The 15,619-nt window shown below is 36.3% G+C and carries 13 protein-coding genes and 1 pseudogene; 10 read left to right on the top strand and 4 right to left on the bottom strand.

The genetic code is table 11. The features are described from left to right. Positions 1-472: 472 nt before the first annotated feature. Positions 473-1,009, bottom strand: a complete 537-nt coding sequence (locus tag HS129_10105) for an LEA type 2 family protein (protein ID MBE7412392.1) — start codon at positions 1,007-1,009, stop codon at positions 473-475. A 204-nt stretch (positions 1,010-1,213) separates the two neighbouring features. Here HS129_10105 and HS129_10100 point away from each other — a divergent pair, with 204 nt between their 5' ends. The 8 genes and pseudogenes from HS129_10100 (at position 1,214) to HS129_10065 (ending at position 11,444) form a co-directional block, all read left to right on the top strand. Next, a complete protein-coding gene (locus HS129_10100; protein MBE7412391.1) occupies positions 1,214-3,283 on the top strand; it encodes a (Fe-S)-binding protein in 2,070 nt (689 codons plus the stop codon). Between the two features lie 29 nt (positions 3,284-3,312). Continuing rightward, a complete protein-coding gene (locus HS129_10095; GenBank protein MBE7412390.1) occupies positions 3,313-4,476 on the top strand; it encodes an acyl-CoA dehydrogenase family protein in 1,164 nt (387 codons plus the stop codon). Next, positions 4,473-6,365: an ABC transporter ATP-binding protein gene (locus HS129_10090; GenBank protein ID MBE7412389.1), complete on the top strand. Its 1,893-nt coding sequence runs from the start codon at positions 4,473-4,475 to the stop codon at positions 6,363-6,365. The genes HS129_10095 and HS129_10090 overlap by 4 nt, the downstream gene beginning before the upstream one ends. An 89-nt stretch (positions 6,366-6,454) precedes the next feature. After that, positions 6,455-6,739: a hypothetical protein gene (locus HS129_10085; protein MBE7412388.1), complete on the top strand. Its 285-nt coding sequence runs from the start codon at positions 6,455-6,457 to the stop codon at positions 6,737-6,739. Beyond that, a pseudogene (gene tsaD, locus HS129_10080) lies at positions 6,729-9,116 on the top strand (tRNA (adenosine(37)-N6)-threonylcarbamoyltransferase complex transferase subunit TsaD). Before HS129_10085 ends, tsaD begins: the two are co-directional and overlap by 11 nt. A 4-nt stretch (positions 9,117-9,120) precedes the next feature. Then, entirely contained in the window at positions 9,121-9,876 is a 756-nt protein-coding gene (locus HS129_10075; GenBank protein MBE7412387.1) for a CDP-alcohol phosphatidyltransferase family protein, read from the top strand. Between the two features lie 91 nt (positions 9,877-9,967). Further along, positions 9,968-10,438, top strand: coding sequence for a hypothetical protein (locus HS129_10070; GenBank protein MBE7412386.1), 471 nt, complete (start codon positions 9,968-9,970; stop codon positions 10,436-10,438). A gap of 205 nt (positions 10,439-10,643) precedes the next feature. Continuing rightward, positions 10,644-11,444, top strand: coding sequence for a hypothetical protein (locus HS129_10065; protein ID MBE7412385.1), 801 nt, complete (start codon positions 10,644-10,646; stop codon positions 11,442-11,444). 87 nt (positions 11,445-11,531) lie between these two features. Here HS129_10065 and HS129_10060 read toward each other — a convergent pair whose 3' ends face one another. Both HS129_10060 and HS129_10055 read right to left on the bottom strand, forming a co-directional pair. After that, positions 11,532-12,095 (bottom strand): SCO family protein, encoded by a 564-nt coding sequence (locus HS129_10060; GenBank protein ID MBE7412384.1) that lies wholly within the window; start codon positions 12,093-12,095, stop codon positions 11,532-11,534. 17 nt (positions 12,096-12,112) lie between these two features. Continuing rightward, positions 12,113-12,589 (bottom strand): hypothetical protein, encoded by a 477-nt coding sequence (locus HS129_10055; protein ID MBE7412383.1) that lies wholly within the window; start codon positions 12,587-12,589, stop codon positions 12,113-12,115. Positions 12,590-12,700: 111 nt separating this feature from the next. Between HS129_10055 and HS129_10050 the strand changes: the two genes are divergently transcribed. Beyond that, positions 12,701-13,204 (top strand): hypothetical protein, encoded by a 504-nt coding sequence (locus HS129_10050; protein ID MBE7412382.1) that lies wholly within the window; start codon positions 12,701-12,703, stop codon positions 13,202-13,204. Between the two features lie 87 nt (positions 13,205-13,291). Further along, on the top strand, positions 13,292-14,803 hold the full coding sequence (locus HS129_10045) for a copper chaperone PCu(A)C (protein ID MBE7412381.1): 1,512 nt from the start codon (positions 13,292-13,294) through the stop codon (positions 14,801-14,803). Between the two features lie 130 nt (positions 14,804-14,933). Here the strand turns inward: HS129_10045 and HS129_10040 are convergent, their stop codons facing one another. Further along, positions 14,934-15,398 carry a DUF1564 family protein gene (locus HS129_10040; protein ID MBE7412380.1) on the bottom strand — a complete coding sequence of 155 codons (465 nt, stop codon included), beginning with the start codon at positions 15,396-15,398 and terminating at the stop codon, positions 14,934-14,936. Positions 15,399-15,619 lie beyond the last annotated feature (221 nt).

The raw sequence follows: 15,619 nt of genomic DNA, 5'->3' as shown, positions 1-15,619 counted from the left end.
TAGTCATACGGTTGGCTCGGAGACATTGCCTACATGCTTCGGTCTTGAGTTCCTCAGACCTTCGCATTCCGGCAACGTCGGTTACTCTAAACGGTGTACCCGTTTTAGTGGACAGATTTTTAAGTCACAAATTTTTCTTCAAACTTTAAAGCCTTGAAAAAAGATTCTGCAACAGAATTGTCCCAGCAGTTTCCTTTTCGGCTCATACTGGATTCAAAACCATTTCTCCCACAAATCTCTATTTTGAAGTAGTGTAGTAGTCATAAATAAATTTTAAGTTTTCATTTTTTGCTGTCAAGTAAAACGATATTCGTATCGAGTGTTTGATTTGCTATTTTTAAAAATATATAAATCAAGCCTTGGCTCTGTAAACAAAGACGCTCTTTCGCTACCAATTTTGTATTGCCATGCTTCAAACTTAAAAACCCTGAATATTTTTAGGAAAAAATCTTTGATTTAAAATCTTTAATCACTAAAACTTAATCTTGGATTTTGTAATTTGGCTGAACGGTATGTTAAAATTTCCAAGTGAGGTGCTGAATTCTATAGTCCCTTCAATTAGTAGCTCCAACTCACCTGTGGTCAGCCCTTTTTTCATAACCGTACTTGCGATTTCTAATACATTTTCTCCCTTACTTTTTTCAAATAGTGTTTCTAAGTCTATTTCGATAGTTTGCGCAGTCAAGGGAGGGATTTTGTAGGACTCGGGAGAGGTAACGTAGGCAAGGGGCAGTTTTTTCCCTTCTTCTGGATTATTCAAATATACCGTAAAATCGAACTTGTCTATTGCTACCTCTACTTCGTTGTTATTGGAAATATCTACACCGGCTTTAAAGAAAATTTTAGGTACGGGCGGGAAGAGTAGCATCTTAGCTTGGATGATTTTGGAATATTTTAGGGTCGCTTTGCACTTTTGCAGTTCTTTTAATTTTTTCTGAATTGGGTTACTGCAAAAATTCGAGGCAATCAGCGAAAAAATAATTATGAAATAAAAAGAAACAAGTCTCATCCAATATCCCTCATACTATATCAGTATATGTTATTCAACAAGTTTTTGAAAATCAATCTCAATGAAAGAATTATTTTTGAAATTTGTTTTTTTGTGCCATGAAAAATGAATCGACACACATGAAGATTATTTTTTCTTAGGAAAAGGCCATATCAATCCTTAAGCGATTGAAATAGTTCTAAATTTCTTATAAGGAAGCTCACCTTGGAAAATACAACACTTAGAATCTTATTCCACGTATCTTTTACGGTTTTTTTTATAATAGCAAATTATGTCTTTATTCGTGCGATTCTTTACAGACTCGAACTTACCTTCACAGGTAGAGATGCAACAGGTACAGAGGATTTTAAAAAATACCCCAACCTGAGTTTTAGATTAAAAAGTGTTTTTTTCAATGTAATATTGCAGAAAAAATTATTTCAAGAACCACTTCGCGGGATCATGCACGCTTTTATTTTTTACGGTTTCATAGTTTATACAATTCATACTACAAGCCAGATGATCGCAGGTGTATTTGGTTGGGGAATGGACGACCCATATCAGTTTTCTCTCGCAGGGCTTATTTCTACCGATGTAGCACACACTTATGAAACCATGGTTCAGTGGGTATCTTTTTTAGTTCTTACCGGTCTTGGATTTTTTGCTTGGAGAAGATGGATTACAAAAGCAAAAGGTTTAGATATTCCATCAAGAGCGTCTGCAATAGTGATTTCTTTAATAGCTACCCTTATGATTTCGACTCTTTTGGGGGAAGGTGCAAAACAAGCTGGATTTAAATACAGTAGTTCTTCTCACTCTTCAGTGATTGCTGACGGGATTGCGAGCTTTTTTACTGCAATCGGAGTTACTGGTGAAACGGCTGATGTATTCTATCGAATTTTCTGGTGGGGGCACATTCTTACGGTGTTCTCATTCATGTTGTATGTACCTACTTCCAAACACGGTCACTTGATTTTTGCACCTATTAATTTTTTCTTATTTAGCGATACTCCTAAGGGTGCGCTTTTTAAAACAAATCTCGAAGACGAAAATACTCCTTGGGGATCGAATAAGATTCAAGACTTCCCTTGGCCGAATTTATTAGACGGATTGGCTTGTATCGAGTGCGGAAGATGTCAAATTCAGTGCCCTGCCAATCGTACAGGAAAATTACTCAATCCTAAAAAGATCATCGTTGACTTAAAGCATTCTCTGATGGAAAAAATGCCTGAAGTAATGTCTGCAAAAAAATCAGGCAAAACTGCAGAAGAAATTATGGGCATGGAAACAGGTGTAATCGGAAGTTATATTTCTGAAGAAGAGATATGGGGTTGCACTTCTTGCTACGCTTGTGTGCAAGCCTGTCCTGTAGGTAACAACCACGTAAGTGCAATTATGGAAATGAGAAAACATTTAGTTCTTGCGGAGTCTAAATTTCCTCAAGAGCTTCAATTGGCATTTACAAATATGGAAAATAATTCTAACCCTTGGGGAGTCGGTGCTCACACCCGTGCGGATTGGGCGGCTGATCTCGGAGTAAAAACTTTAGCAGAAGACCCTAATGTAGATATACTCTATTGGGTTGGTTGTGCTGGGGCTTTTGACGAAAGAAATAAAAACATTGCGAGATCCTTTGTAAAGATATTACAGAAGGCCAATGTGAAGTTTGGAATTCTTGGAACAGAAGAAAATTGTACAGGAGATTCTGCAAGAAGAGGAGGAAACGAATACCTCTATCAAACTCTTGCTCAAACCAATGTGGATACACTAAACAGATACAATGTGAAAAAGATTGTGACTGCATGTCCTCATGGTTTTAATACGATTAAAAATGAGTATCCTCAATTTGGAGGAAACTACGAAGTGATTCACCATAGCGAGCTAATCAATCAGTTGATTCAGGAAAAGAAATTGGACATTTCAGTTTCACAGGATATGAAGGCAGGAAAATATACCTACCACGATTCTTGTTACATAGGAAGATACAACGATAACTATAGTCACCCGAGAGATGTAGTAGCTGCAGTTACCGGACAGCAAGTGAGTGAGCCGATTGATCACCATGAAAAGGGGCTTTGTTGTGGTGCGGGTGGTGCTCAAATGTGGATGGAAGAGCAAAACAACGACCGAATCAACAACAAAAGAACAGGGCAATTACTCGATACAGAAGCTTCAACGATTGCGACGGCTTGTCCATTCTGCATTACAATGATTTCGGATGGGGTGAAAGCTGCGGGTAAGACAGAAAACGTAAAAGTTGAAGATATAGCTGAGCTTGTAGCCAGATCCATTTAGGAATCTGTTTTTGTAGAGGAAGTAGGATGATAAATTTTTCGATGACAGATGAGCAAAAAGCTCTAAGAGATATGGCAAGAGATTTCGGGAAAAATGAAATGATCCCGAAAGCCGAATTTCATGACCAAACCGGAGAATACCCGATGGCTATTCTAAAAAAAGCGTGGGAGGTGGGTCTAATGAACCTCCACATTCCTTCACGGTTTAACGGTGCTGAAATGAAGGACTTAGACGAGGTAATCATTGTTGAAGAATTGAACGCTGCTTGTTCAGGAATGGCTACTGCCATACTTGCAAATAATCTCGCACTCGCACCTGTGTTAATGGGCGCTAGCGAAGAGCTTTTGAAAAAATTTGTACAGCCCATGACTTCAGAGTTTCAATTGGCTGCTTATGCAGTGACTGAGCCCGGTGCTGGATCAGATGTTGCCTCTATTCGAACTACTGCAAAAAGAGTGGGTGACGAATACATAGTAAACGGATCTAAAATGTGGATCACAAATGCTGGAGTGTCTGATTGGATGTTTGTATTGACTAATACAGACCCGGCAGCCGGACATAAGGGAATGACAGGGTTTATTATAGATTCAAAAAGTTCCGGAGTCATCATAGGCAAAAAAGAAAAGAACATGGGTCAAAGGTGCTCTGATACAAGAGGTGTAACCTTTGAAGATGTAAAAGTACACAAGAGCCAGATGGTAGGAAACGAGGGCGATGGGTTTAAAATAGCCATGGGTGCTTTTGACCATACAAGACCCGCAGTTGCCATAGGTGCTGTGGGTGTAGCAAGGTCTGCTATGGAGCATTCCATTCGTTATGCGAATACACGTAACGCATTCGGAAAACCAGTATCTGCAAACCAAGGAGTGAGTTTCTTATTGGCAGAAATGGCGAGAGATGTGGAAGCTGGAAGACTACTTTGTTGGCAGGCTGCTTGGCTCATGGACAATGGATATAAAAACACGTATCAAGCTTCTATTGCAAAAGCATTTTGTGCAGATATGTGTGTAAGGATATGCACAGATGCAGTTCAGATTTTTGGTGGATATGGATACAATACAGAATATCCTGTAGAAAAACTGATGCGTGATTCAAAAATTTTTCAGATTTATGAAGGGACTTCACAAATTCAAAGAGTGATTATCTCTAAATTCCTGAACGACGGAAAGGGGATAGAAGGACCAAACTTCTGAAAACCTTTTTTAGACTTCTATCTTACTCTTTTCGATACAAGACCAGATTTACAATAGGAGTTGTATTTGCCTTATTTACAGCCTTATTGAATGCAGCTTCTTTAACTGCATTAATCCCTCTTTTTGATTCTCTTGGAGCAGAAAAAAAAACAAGGCTGAAATTGGAGCTAACCCTTCCTGAAAAAAATATATTATTAAAAGAAAGAATTTTCGGATCCGATTCTTTAGACGGATTGGAACGATCCAAGAAAATCATCATCATTGCAAAAGAATGGGTGAACGAAAAAGCAAAAGACATGGAACCGAGAGAAGTAGTTTGGGCAGTTTGTAAGGCAATCGTTCCACTGTACTTTTTGAAATTGATTACTTTTTTATTGTCGGTGTATTGCATAGCTACAACGGGATACAAGGCTGTTAGAGATATACGCCAAGAACTATTTGAAAAAACCCAACTATTACCACTAACGTACTTTTATAGAGAAAAGACCGGTTTGCTTATGAGCCGAATAGTAAATGATGTTGAGGTAGTCGCAGCAGTTATTTCCAGCAATCTAAGAGATGCAATTATTAATTTTTTTTATGTAGTTACTCATCTGATTATACTATTGTATTTGAATACAGAGCTACTCATAACAGCATCCCTCACTGTACCGATTGTTATTTTTCCTGTAACTCTATTCACTAGGAAAATCACAAAGTCCACAACAAAATCTCAAGAAAGAATCGCGGACTTAAACGCACATATCCAAGAGATAATCTCTGGTGTAAAAGTGATTAAAACTTTTTCTATGGAGAAATTAGAAACTGAAAAGTTTTCTGATATTAACAATAAAGTCTATAGAAGAAACTTCAAAGGTCAGTTTTATGTACAAATCGCTCCAAGCCTTGTAGAGTTAAGCTCTTCTATGGTAGTGATGGGATTTTTTGCTATTGGTGCAAAGCTAATCTATTCGGGTAGATTTACTCAAGGTGAGTTTATGGCATTTCTACTAACGCTTTTATTTTTACTTAGACCACTGACCCAGCTTTCTCAGATGGTGGGGAAAATTACCCAAGCAATCGTTTCGGGAAATAGAATTTTTGAGTTAATGGATTTACGTGGGGAAAGGCACGAGGTTGGCTCTGTTCAAGTTCTTGAAAAATTACAAGATTCGATCGAATTTAACAATTTAAGATTTTCTTATCACGGAAATAGTCAAGAGGTAATCAAAGGGATTGACCTGAAAGTGAAAGTAGGAGAAACAGTTGCACTTGTAGGGACGAGTGGTAGTGGCAAATCCTCCTTAATGGACTTAATCCCTAGATTTTTTGACCCTACTCAAGGATCTATTTTATTCGATGGAATTGATATTAGAAATTTGAGTCTAATCGAGCTAAGAAAAAAAATCGGAATAGTGACACAAGATATTTTTCTGTTCCACGGAAGTGTTGCAGACAATATCGCTTGCGGAAGACCAGAGTCCACAAGAAAAGAAATCATTCGCGCTGCAAGGTTGGCTCATGCACATGACTTTATTTTAGAAATGGAAAATGGATATGACAGTGTTCTTGGAATTCGAGGTTTGAATTTATCGGGAGGTCAAAGACAAAGACTTGTGATTGCTCGTGCACTTCTCAGAAATCCCGAAATCATGATTCTTGATGAGGCAACAAGTGCACTCGATGTTGAATCCGAAAAATTGGTAAACAAGGCTTTAGAAAGGCTCTTTAAAAATAGAACTACATTTGTAATTGCTCACAGACTTTCCACAATACGAAGAATTCCAACTATACTTGTAATGGAAAATGGAAAAATTGTAGAAAAAGGAAATCACGATTCTCTTTTAGAGCAAAATGGAGTGTACAAAAAGCTATACGACAACCAATTTGCAGGAACTGAAATAGTTTAGAAAATTGTTTCAAACTTAAATCTATTTCGTAAAATTCTATTCAAATTTTTGCTATCCCTAAAAATTGTATAAAGGTTTAATGTATTTTTATGAAATTTAGTCTATTTGTATTTATGTTTGTATTTATTAATTTTTGTGCTCCTGTCAAAAGAGAAGTAACAGACTCCGATATAAATAAACTTGTTGAAAGGATTTCAGTAACTCGGTTCATACAAAATTTGAATCAAGAAGAAGGGATGAAGCTGAAAACGGATCGAGAAATTTTTTTAGAAGTATGCAAAGTTTTTAGATTAGATCAACAAAAAGTAAAGTTAAAGTTAAAAATTTCTCATCCAAAATTATTTGAAAGACTGGAACAAAGGCATGAAGATTAAAGAAAGAATTCTCTGGATTTCCCTAGTATTTGTTTTATTGTGTGTATCTGCATTTTCTATTCAACGCGCAAAAGCAATTTCTGAAGAGTCTGAAAAATACCTACAGATTTTTCATGAAGTAATAGCTTTTATCGAAACAGACTATGTAGAGAAGGTGGATGAAAAGTCTTTGTACACAGGAGCCATTCGAGGGGTTATCTCCAGCTTGGGCGATCCTCATTCTCGATTTTTAAATGAAGAAGAATTCAAGGAACTTCAAAATGAGACAAGAGGTAGTTTTGGGGGGCTTGGTATTGAGGTTTCGTATTCTAACGGATCGCTTTTTGTAATCACTCCGATTGATGACACTCCAGCTTCTAAGGCAGGGATTCAACCACAAGACAGAATCGTTGAGATAAACGGAAAGCCTACAGAGAAAATGGGTTTAACGGATGCTATTAAAATGATGAGAGGTCAGGTTGGAACACCAATTTCTTTAAAAATTATCAGAAAAAATCTTCACAATCCTATTTCACTTACGCTTACAAGAGAACTGATTAAAATAGATTATCTCAAGTCACAATTTTTAGAAAAAGAAAAAATCGGCTACATTCGTTTGTCTCAATTCATGGGAAAGGAAAGTACCACGAAAGAATTTGAAACAATTATGGATGAGTTCGTAGATAAAAGAAAAGCAAAAGGAATTATTTTAGATTTACGAAATAACCCGGGAGGACTGCTCGACCTTGCAGTGGAAATGTCTGATTATTTTTTAAAACCGAATCTGGATATAGTATCTGTAAAAGGCCGAGGAGGCGAGCTTGTAAAAGTATTTCGTTCTAAATCTACAGGAAAAAAATACACAGAAATTCCACTTGCAATACTTATAAACAACGGGTCGGCGAGCGCTGCCGAGATCTTAGCCGGGGCAGTTCAGGATAATAAAAGAGGAAAAATTTTAGGAAACCAATCATTTGGAAAAGGCTCTGTACAAAATATTTATCCTTTGCCTCATAAAACCGGTGTAGCGATCACTATTCAAAAATACTACACTCCGAGTGGTGTGTCTATTCACGGAAAAGGTATATCACCGGATGTAGTAGTGAATCAGCTGACCCCTGCAGACGACGATAGATTTTACATGGACAAGGTTTTTAAAGAAGGGATATTAAAGAAATTTATAACTGAAAATCCGGACTACAACGTTGAAAATATTAAAAAGTTTCAAAATATTTTGAAACAAAAAAAATACAATGTATCCGATAAAATCTCACGGTTACTTTTAAAAAGAGAGATAGGGATTGGGAAAAAAGCTCCTTTGGTTGACTTAGAGTTCGACCCTCAATTGAAAAAAGCCATAGAATTGATCTCTTCCAATTGAGCCATGCTTGGACTTGGAATTGAAACAAGTTGCGATGAAACTTCAATAGGAATTGTAGAAGACGGCAAAAAGGAAATTGCTTTAAAAGTTTACAGCCAAGTGGATTTGCATTCGAGCTATGGAGGAGTAGTTCCTGAGATTGCATCGAGAGCACACCTCGAAAAAATTAACTCTATATTGGAATCTATTCTAAATGAATCAAAGGTAAGTTTAAAAGAAATAGAATATGTTGCCGTAACTGCATACCCAGGATTACTTGGCTCTTTAATTATCGGGGCACAGTTAGCAAGGTGTTTGAGCTTATCTCTAAAAATTCCGTTAATTGCCTTAGATCACTTGGAAGCCCATCTGAATGTAGTTCGATTAGAAGAGAAAAACCCAAAATTCCCCTATCTCGGAGTACTGCTATCGGGTGGAAATTCTGCAATTTTTCAAGTCGAGGATTTCGGAAAAATGAAACTAATCGGTGACACAAGAGACGACGCTCTCGGTGAGGCTTTTGATAAGGTAGCCACCCTATTGAACCTCAACTACCCCGGAGGGCCTGAAATAGAAAAACTTGCTAATAAATACACCCCCGATCTTAATGAGTCTGCAATTTTTCCTGAATTGCTAAAAGATTTACCTCTTGGGAAAATTTTATTTTCGTATAGCGGGTTAAAAACCGCCGTGTTGTATTATCTAAAAAAAAATCCAAACTACCTAAGCGAAATAGAAAAAATCTGTTATCATTTCCAAGAAACTGCTTTCCACTTGGTTGAAAAAAATATCAAGCGTGCAGTCGCTCTTACTAAAATCAGAGAAGTAGTAGTTGCAGGAGGGGTTGCTGCAAATTCTACCCTTAGAAAAAGATTGCAAAATTTTTCGGAAAAAATAAATTTTCGATTAACAATGCCAAATAGAAAAATACTATGCACAGATAACGGAGCAATGGTTGCCTGCCTTGGATATTATTTATTAAAAAAAGGAATAACGAGCCCCTTGGATTTCAAAGTCAGCTCTGTTCGTGAGGAATAAATTTATGAAGATTAAACTTTCTTGGATTCCAAATACTCTGTCACTTGGAAATCTTACTATGGGTTTTGTTTCGATTCTTATCGCTTCCGAAGTGACTAAGGACGGAACTGGAAATTCTCAAATATTTTTATTGTCTGGTTTTTTCATTATTCTAGCGGCACTTTTTGATGGGTTTGACGGGATGGCTGCTCGCGCTTTAAACGCTACGAGTGATCTCGGTGCAGAGTTAGACACCTTAGCCGATCTGACTACCTTTGGGATTGCGCCGGGTCATTTGATGTATAAAATGATTTTAGAAGATTATAAAATGGATTTTTACGGAATGCCTGATTTCTTACCTTATGGGATGCTCGTCGCTGCAATTTTTCCGATTTGTGCAGCTTACAGATTGGCTCGTTTTACTGTGGCACACGACCCGGGCTCATTTACCGGACTTCCATCTCCTGTTGCCGGAGTGTTAGTCGCACTATTTCCGATTAGTTTCAATGTATCTCAAATCCCAAACTGGATCTCAATTGCAGGTTTTATTTTGGTAGCAATTCTAATGGTATCTACGATTAAATATTCAAAGCCTCAAGTAGCCATGAGAGGAAAATTTTCACGCTCTAAAATATTTATTGTTTTGACCGGGTTCATTATTTTGGTGTTTGCAGTGGGGTGGACTAAATTCCCTTGGATACTTTACGGGATCATTATATTTTATGTATTCAGTGGCTTAATCAGCTTTATTATTCATTTAATTCAGGAATATAAGGTTTGAGGATTTTTTGTTTTCGCTTGACAAATATCAAAGACAAAATGTTTAAATTTGCTATAGTAAATATATCTTGAAAAACTTAAAAAGAAAGTCTATGAGTAAGAAATTCCAGAAACCGCTTCATTTATTGAAAACCTTTGGAATGGTTTTGATTTTCTTTTGCAAGGTAGTGTTTATTGAGAGTGGAATTTTTGCGAGTAGTTTGTACTTTCAATCTCAAATTTGCGAATGCAACCACTCTTCAGATAAAGAGATTCACAATTCAGTGAGTAGCAGTCCTGAAGATTTAATTTTTCAATCCAAAACAGAAAAACTTCAAATTGAAGAGAATAAAGAATTTCCAAATTGTCATTCGGCAAAAAATAATGAAACCCATAAGTGTAGTTGTACCAAGAAGAAGCATTCATCTAATTCAATCCAATCTCAGTCGATGAATCCTAATTTTCTAATATTTGCATTTTCGTTTACACCTCAAATAGAATCATCTATCGCTTTTGCCAGCGATTCAAACAATTTGTTAAACGGTCATTCACAAATCCCAGATGAGCCTCCAAAAAATTTCTAATACAATCATTTAAAAATTTTCACAGCCAAGAAAATTTTTTTAGTACTCTTCGCTGCAAGTAATTCTATGTGGCGAAGAGTTATTTCAGAAAAGTAATAACATGAATTATTATCGGGGTTTCGTCAGGCTACCGATTGTATTTTAACAATGACGCAAAAGATTATATTTAACGGAAACTTAATGGAAAAGTTTCTAAAGGAATTTTATGAAAAGAACTATAACTATTTTTGCTATATTAGCAATGCTTTCACTTAATTATTGTGGAATAATGAAAACTAAAGAGAATGATGATAATACTTCGATTTTAGCGCTACTTTTAGCGAGTAACGGTATTACAAATCCAAATTGTACAACTTCTTCAGTTAGTGCTATCACCAGTAAGTTGACTCAAGTCCCTAACTCTGCCAGAACAAAGTATTCTATTAGTGCTTGTGATGCTGCCGGGTTTGCCACAATCGGTTTATCGTCATCAGGGATAACGTTAGGCGCAACAGGTACTTCGACTTCTTCGTTGATCGGAAGTACCGGGGATATTTCATTAGACCAATCTAAAGGAGGAACAAGCGTAGAAGTAACATTCACAATCAACAACTCTTCCGGTTATATAGATGTGATTGCTTATGGGTCTGGAACTAGTCTTGCTTTAAGCGGGCCAACTTATAGATTGGCTGCTGGTGCTCAAGCACAGTACAAAAAATCGGCTGATGGATCATTTGCAAATACAAGCAAGGGAAGTTCTGTCTCTGCACCGATTTCCAATGCAAATACTGCCTATACTTATTGTTTAGATTTTCAATATACGGCGACAGGAATGCGTTATATGAATGGCTGGGATAAAGCATGTTCAAGTGTTTCCAGCACTGAAAGAGGAAGCATGATGTATTACCCGATAATGCAGATGATGAATGTTCCAGTCTATACCTCCGGATCAAAAATTGGTTTTGTATTAAATGGCGCAACAATTACTTCATTTACTGTAGGAACAATTCTTTCCGAAACAGAGTAAGGATAAAAATAATTTGCCATAGGGAAAAATAATTTAAAAAAAACTCTATGGCAAAACTTAAACCGAGAATATTCTAAAAGGGGATTTTTAATTTAATGCTTTTCGAATTGCGGTCTTGAACTCATCGGGTGATGATCCGTGAGGAATAGATCCAACTAACTTCCCTTCTTTGTTCACCACAAACACGCTGGTAGTATGATCCATTGTATAGCCTAAATGAGAGGAAAGCTCTTGTTTCCTAAATGTCGCACCATACAGAGAAGCTGCTTTTCGAATATCTTCTACAGAACCAGTAAGTGCAAGTATTTGTGGATGGAAAAATTTTGAATACTCCTGCAATTTATTTAAAGTATCCCTCTCCGGGTCAACAGTGATAAATAACATAAGGGTGTTTTTTATTTCGTTGGGTTTTAAATTTTTAAAAGCTTGAGAAGCATTGGAAAGCGTGGTAGGGCAGACATCAGGACAAGAGGTGAATCCAAAATAAATCAGCACGACCTTTCCCCTCGATTGTGTGAGAGAATAAGCCCCTAATTCCGATTGCAGTTGAAAATCGCCTCCGATCGGACGTGTTTTTAATTCGACTTCTGTGGTTTTTTTGCATCCAAAGAAGAGTAACAGCAAAATTAGTGTAATGTAAAAATTTTTCATATTTCTCCTGATCAAATTTATCTTTTTTTACTTCCTGCTTTGAAATAAAACGGAATTCCGTACAATTTGTTGTCATTGTTTTGAAGAAGAACAAGAGCTTTCCATCGGATTTCGCCTGACGCACAAGACTCGATTACAAAATCAGTAGTGAATTCGTGTGGACTTTTTCTTTTCCATTCAGGCCTATTAAAACTCATTTCCATATCGACTCCGATAAAATCTATTTCCTTAGGAGTCCATTCTAAATTTTGAATGTGTAGAATTGCTCTGTGTTTGTTGTTTGGAACAATTGGTTTCGGAAAAAATTCTAACCAGATTGTATTCTCTTTAGAAATTTCAAATTCACATTTTCCTTTTTGTAAATCGCACTGAGTATTATTCTCAATGGCGATTATGGTATTTTTGTAATTTGTGGAGTAAAAATTATTACAATGAATCTGAAATAGACTTAAAGAGAAAATCAGGCAAAAAAAGAAATCAATGCGAATATTCACAAATCCAAGATTATAGGAAAAGGTTTTTCATTCAACACGAATAAAGAATAAATGAAAAAATAAGATGACCGGTCGAGCGAAAAATAAAAAATAGTATTGAGAGTCATTTTTGTGAAAAATATCGTATTATTAAAAATAGAAAAAGCCTATATCACAAATTTATTTCACTTGAGTTTTAATAAATTCATAACTACCCAGTTTAGATTTCTTGCAAAAATATGGAAACAATTTTCAGCATTAGTCGCAATTGTCTTAATTTCTTATAGTTTACTTTTACAAAATCTCCATAGTTCTGAATTGATAGTTTTTGTATTTGTATGTCAGTGCAATCATAATTCAGAATTTGAAAAGCATGAGGTGAACACTAAGTTCACTCAATCCGACTTGAATTCAATTCCAGATTGTCATAAAAAAAAATCTTCAGCCCACGTTTGTACGTGTAAAAATGGCTCCATTTTGAAAAAGATGAATGATTTTTTAGCACAGTTTGTGTTTATTCAAAATTTTGAAAGTCTCTATAAAATTGTATTATTGAAGGGTGAAACTATCAAAGAAGCACACCATTTTTTAGTAGATGTGATTTTAAGTTCAATAGAAAGACCTCCTATCTCCTAAATTTTTTTTTAAAAAATCGGAAATTTACCGTATAAAACAAATTTAAAAAAATTTTGAAACTATATGTTTCTTAGGAGAAAAAATACTATGAAAAAAAAAGTTATTTTGTTACTTTTCTTTTTATCTTTTTCGATTTTCGGAAAAGATAATAATATAATCATTGAAAACGCATATATAAAACACGTGCCCCCTGTGAGTCCGAATTCTGCGGCTTTTCTGACTATAAAAAATAATTCTATCTCGGACGTTAGTCTGATTAAAGTAGAGTCTGATATTTCTAAAGTAGTTGAAATGCACACTATGACCATGGAGTCGGGTGTAATGAAAATGCGTCAGGTAGAAACTATTCTAATTAAGGCAAATGGTTCGACTGAATTAAAACCTGGTGGACTACATATCATGTTAATCGGTATTAAAAATCCTCTTAAACTTGGAGAAAAAAAAAATATAATTCTTACCTTTGATAATGGTCAAATAGAAAAAATTGAATTCCAAGTAAAAGATGTTCAGTTGAAATCCGGAGAAGGTGATCATGATCACCACGGTCATCACAACCATGCGTCACACGCTATGCACAATAGAGCTGATGCAGTTTCTCCGGCCGGCATCATGGCTCCTCATGCACATGAAGTTGGGTCTTGGATGATAGATTATCGATATATGGGTATGAATATGTACGGACTTATGAATGGAAAGAAATCTATTAATGAATACGCGACTCTTTATTATCAACAACACGATCCTTCAGTTCAAATGCCTTCAGGTAGTCTGATTACAGGTTCATCACTCGGGAATGTTTTTCCTATAATGAATCCAAACTCATACCATTATATGTCTGTACCGGGAGATATGGTAATGGAAATGCACATGGCAAGTTTAATGACAAATGTAACAGAGAACTGGATGATTATGTTTATGGTCCCGGTTGTTAGAAATACAATGACAATGATTTCCAGTAATTTTGATAAAGCACCTATGAGTTCTGGTGGAGTAGGGGACGTTAGTTTCAGTGCTGCATATCGTTTTTTTCATAATGAAAATCATTCTCTATTTTGGGGGATGGGGCTTTTAATGCCTACAGGCTCTAACGATGAAAGAGACTGGATGCCTATGATGGGTAAACAAAAGGTTCCTTACAATATGCAACTGGGTACAGGTACATTCAGTCTTCAGCCACAGTTTAGCTATAATGGAAATTATAAACGGTTGTCATGGGGACTCTTTACTCAAGCGTATCTTCGAATGGGCAAAAATGAAAATAATTATAGATTTGGAAATAGATATGAAGGGTCAACATGGCTTTCATTTTTGATATTTGATTTCTGGAGTATTTCTGTTCGGGTGCAAAAACAAACTTGGGAAAATTTATTAGGCTCAGATACTTCATTAGATCCGAAAATGGATCCTCAAAATGATCCTTTTAAACAAGGCGGAACAAGGTCAGATGCATTTTTAGGATTTAACTTTTTTGTAACTGGAGGAATCTTTCAGGGATTTCGTTTTGGGTTTGAAGCCGGAGCACCGTTCCACCAACACCTGAACGGGCCACAACTCGGCACTAGACAAATTCTCAATCTATTTGCCCAATACAGTTTCTGAAAGATATTTACTTTGCAGCTGATTGCATGGAAAAGTAATTAGCTGCACTTTTTGGAGGCTGTTGGTATAGCATGTCTAATATATTTTGCATGTTGTCATCTTAGTATATTTTTTCTTTTCTCTTATTTTACTAATATTTGCTCTTTTGTCGTATCAGCCTATTGTAGCGGGTCGTTTTTCTCTTGGAGAGGTAAGCTCCCCCCGCAATCGTGGTCACCGGGGTGGGAACTCCATTCTCGAAGAATCTGCCGGGGAGAATTATGTCCCATTCGGCAAGGTCAAGCACTAACAGAAGAGTAAAAAGAGCTGTCTTTGTGGTACCGAGCCAGTCTGCAAGAATGCCAAGCTCAATCCAGTCCTCGTTATATGGGGTAAAATTCTTCTTCTGCAAATTTTGCCCGACTTCTTGATAGGCCTTTTTCACCCTCTCCATCTTCTTAAAAGTTCCCCAAAGAATCACATTTCTGTATCTGTTCAACAATACGTTTAGGTATCTCCTCCTTGATAAACCTGTCGTTCTTCTATTGAACTCGTCCATGTATTTTGCCGGAACAAGCAAGCTCGATTGTGTTTCTACATATTTTTCTGGGTTCATAAATTTCTCCTTAAAGTAAATTTTTCTGCTCTTCTTTATAAGGTAAAAAAAGTTTGCTTTAGAAAAAAAATTTTTGTAATTTTTGGAAAATTTTTTTAGCTTTTACAGAAAAAGTCCCAAATCTGCACTAAAGGCGTAAACTCTTGAAATCCCCTAAAAAAGTGGAGTTCCCACATTTTTGCGTGAAAGGTGAACAATTGGTATAAAGCATGCACTTTACA

Source organism: Leptospiraceae bacterium (assembly GCA_015075105.1).
GTDB lineage: Bacteria > Spirochaetota > Leptospiria > Leptospirales > Leptospiraceae > JABWCC01.
The sequence above is the reverse complement of the archived record's forward strand: the minus strand, read 5'-3'. Positions and strand labels throughout refer to the sequence as shown.

Coding starts and splice junctions, on each gene's coding strand:
- HS129_10105 (MBE7412392.1), bottom strand. CDS start 1,009: ATGAGACTTGTTTCTTTTTATTTCATAATTATTTTTTCGCTGATTGCC.
- HS129_10085 (MBE7412388.1), top strand. CDS start 6,455: ATGAAATTTAGTCTATTTGTATTTATGTTTGTATTTATTAATTTTTGT.
- HS129_10075 (MBE7412387.1), top strand. CDS start 9,121: ATGAAGATTAAACTTTCTTGGATTCCAAATACTCTGTCACTTGGAAAT.
- HS129_10070 (MBE7412386.1), top strand. CDS start 9,968: ATGAGTAAGAAATTCCAGAAACCGCTTCATTTATTGAAAACCTTTGGA.
- HS129_10065 (MBE7412385.1), top strand. CDS start 10,644: ATGAAAAGAACTATAACTATTTTTGCTATATTAGCAATGCTTTCACTT.
- HS129_10060 (MBE7412384.1), bottom strand. CDS start 12,095: ATGAAAAATTTTTACATTACACTAATTTTGCTGTTACTCTTCTTTGGA.
- HS129_10045 (MBE7412381.1), top strand. CDS start 13,292: ATGAAAAAAAAAGTTATTTTGTTACTTTTCTTTTTATCTTTTTCGATT.
- HS129_10040 (MBE7412380.1), bottom strand. CDS start 15,398: ATGAACCCAGAAAAATATGTAGAAACACAATCGAGCTTGCTTGTTCCG.